Source organism: Streptomyces sp. RP5T (assembly GCF_003933965.1).
Classification (GTDB): Bacteria; Actinomycetota; Actinomycetes; order Streptomycetales; family Streptomycetaceae; genus Streptomyces.
The window spans coordinates 1-2382 of record NZ_RSAJ01000904.1 but is presented as its reverse complement, the minus strand read 5'-3'; the positions used below and the strand labels follow the sequence as shown (position 1 = coordinate 2382).

The following is a 2382-nucleotide window of genomic DNA, read 5'->3' as shown; positions in this document are numbered from 1 at the left end:
CCCTGGTCCCGGGCCACGTCCTCGGCCCGGGCGCAGGCCACCTCCGGCCCGTCGGCCCAGTGGTCCGCCGCCGCGAGCGCCGCGAGATCCGCCCCACCGGCCGCCCGATGCCGTACGACCACGGCCTGCCCGAGGGCCAGCACGGCCCCGAACACCACGCACAGCACCGCGACGGCCCCGACACTCCAGACGGTGGCGGAACCCCGGTCCGCCCCACCATCGCCACGATGAACCCCGACGAGCCGGACAGCGGAGCGGCGGAGACCGCCGCCCAGGGCGTGGGCGGCGGTGGAGAGCCGAGCCCCATCCACCCGGACCTCGGCAACCCGCCCAGCGCCGAACCGCCCGCCCGCGAGCCACCGGCCCACAGCCCCGCGCTCACGGTGGCGCCGAGCATGCACGCTCATCCCCCTTCCCCCACCGTCGTCTCCACCAGGGCCACGGCCTCCTCGCGTACCTCGAAGGGCAGGCCGTGCAGCGCGGGTGGCTTCGCCACGACCACGACACGGACCCGGTCGCCCTCCCGGGCGACCGTCACCTCCGCGTCACGCGGTGCCGTGTCCCGAGCCACCCGGACGACCGCGTCGGCGGGATCCTCGCGGGCCGCCGCGCGGGCGGCCGTCCTGGCCGCGTCCACGCACTGGATCTGCGCGGCCACCACGAGCAGCCCCCACACCAGTGCCATCGCGAACATCACCAGCACGGGCAGCACCATGGCCGACTCCGCCGTCACGAACCCCTGGTCCGAGTCCCGTTCACGCCTTCGCATCGAGCGCCCGTTTCACGATGGCCTGGAGTTCCGCGCTCACGGCCCCGCTCGTGACCACCTTGTAGAGCACCACCGCGAACGCCACCGCCGCGACGATCCCCATCGCGTACTCGGAGGTGACCATCCCCTCGTCACCGCGCATCGACCGCACCCGGCACACCGTCCTGCACACCAGGGCGCTCACCCGCGCCCGAACCGTCTTGTACATCTCAACCCCCGTGAGGCTCAGTCCTGTTGACGACCTTCTGACCGTCTGATTGCTCTCTCCGACTGTTCGTCGGGCTGTTCACCGCACTGTGCGTCCACCTGCTCGCACTCCTTCTCACCGACCGCCTCCCGTCACGGCGGACCACCCCCTCCCAGCACTCCACCCGCGAGCCCGATCACGGTCGGCAGCACGCCGACGGCGATGAACGCGGGCAGGAAACACAGCCCCACCGGCGCGGTGACCAGCACGGCGGCCTTCCGCGCCCGTGCCGTCGCGGCCCGCCCCCAGTCGGCACGGGCGTCCGCGGCGAGCCCGGCGACCGGCCCCGCCGCGGGCAACCCGGTCACATCGGCGCGCTCCAGCAGCCGGGCCAGCGCCCCGGCGCCGGGTGTCGCGGCGAGCTTTCGCCAGGCCTCGCCCGGTTCGCCGCCGAGCCGTACCTCCGCCGCCCCGCGCGCGAGCCCCTCTCCCACGGGGCCGCCCAGGGCCTCGCCCACGGCCTGCGCCGCGATCACGGGACCGGCGCCCGCCGCGATACAGGCGGCCAGGAGGTCGGCGGCGAGCGGCAGTTGCCGGGCCGCCTCGCGCCCGTCGGCCTCACCGGCGCCCACGCCGGCCGTCTGTCGCAGCCGCCATCGCCACAGCCCCGCGGCGACGACCAGTCCGACCACGAGGCCGACGACCCCGCCGACCAGCACCCACCCGGCACACCCGACGCCGAGCACGGGCAGCCACCGCCGTGCGAGCTCCCGCCCTTCGAACCGAGGATGCTCGGCCGTGGCGTCCGCAGCGGCCAGCAGCTCTGCGAGCCGTCGCCGCAGTCCGCGCTCGCGCCGCACCGCGGCGGCCCAGCGGGCGAGCCAGGCGACCACCAGGGCGGCGGCCACAACAACCCCCAGCCTGTGGACAACTTCCGCGCTCATGACGCCTCGGCTCCCCGTACGATCCGCGTCGCCCACCACATCCCGGCGCCCTCCAGCAGGCCACCGGCCAGCAGACAGCCCAGCCCGGACCCGGTGTGCAGCAGGACGTGCAGGGGATCGGCGCCGAGCGCCGCACCGAGGCCCAGGCCCAGCACCGGCAACGCGGCGAGCATCCAGGCCGTGGACCGCGCCCCTGTCAACTGGGCGCGCAGGTCGGCCCGTTGGTCGCGCTCGGCCCGCAACGCCCCTTCGAGCCGGTCGAGCCCCGCCGCGAGCCCCGCGCCCTGGTCCACGGCCACCCGCCAACACGCGGCAAGTCCTGACAGCCCCTCGGCGCCGGGCCGCCGGGCCGCCGCCGCGAGCGCCTGCGGGACATCCCCGCCGAACCGGGCCGCCGCCAGCACAGCGGCCTGCGTCTCCCCGAGCCCGGACGACTCCGGTGATCCGGGACGGGCCCCACCCCGTCCGGCCCGGCCGTCTCC

The 2382-nt window shown here is 76.2% G+C and carries 5 protein-coding genes; all 5 read right to left on the bottom strand.

Annotated elements, in window-relative coordinates; all coding sequences use genetic code 11:
* A partial coding sequence (locus EHS43_RS48555) for an Rv3654c family TadE-like protein (protein ID WP_260470976.1) occupies window positions 1–167 on the bottom strand: 167 nt, incomplete at its 3' end.
* Between the two features lie 236 nt (window positions 168–403).
* Entirely contained in the window at window positions 404–769 is a 366-nt protein-coding gene (locus EHS43_RS42740) for a TadE family type IV pilus minor pilin (protein ID WP_125195843.1), read from the bottom strand.
* Window positions 756–977: a DUF4244 domain-containing protein gene (locus tag EHS43_RS42735; RefSeq protein WP_125195842.1), complete on the bottom strand. Its 222-nt coding sequence runs from the start codon at window positions 975–977 to the stop codon at window positions 756–758. Before EHS43_RS42735 ends, EHS43_RS42740 begins: the two co-directional genes overlap by 14 nt.
* A 131-nt stretch (window positions 978–1108) precedes the next feature.
* Complete coding sequence (locus EHS43_RS42730; RefSeq protein WP_125195841.1) at window positions 1109–1900, bottom strand: type II secretion system F family protein; 792 nt, start codon at window positions 1898–1900, stop codon at window positions 1109–1111.
* Window positions 1897–2382 (bottom strand): type II secretion system F family protein (locus tag EHS43_RS42725; RefSeq protein WP_185806649.1); only part of this gene is annotated, 486 nt, incomplete at its 5' end. The genes EHS43_RS42730 and EHS43_RS42725, both read right to left, overlap by 4 nt.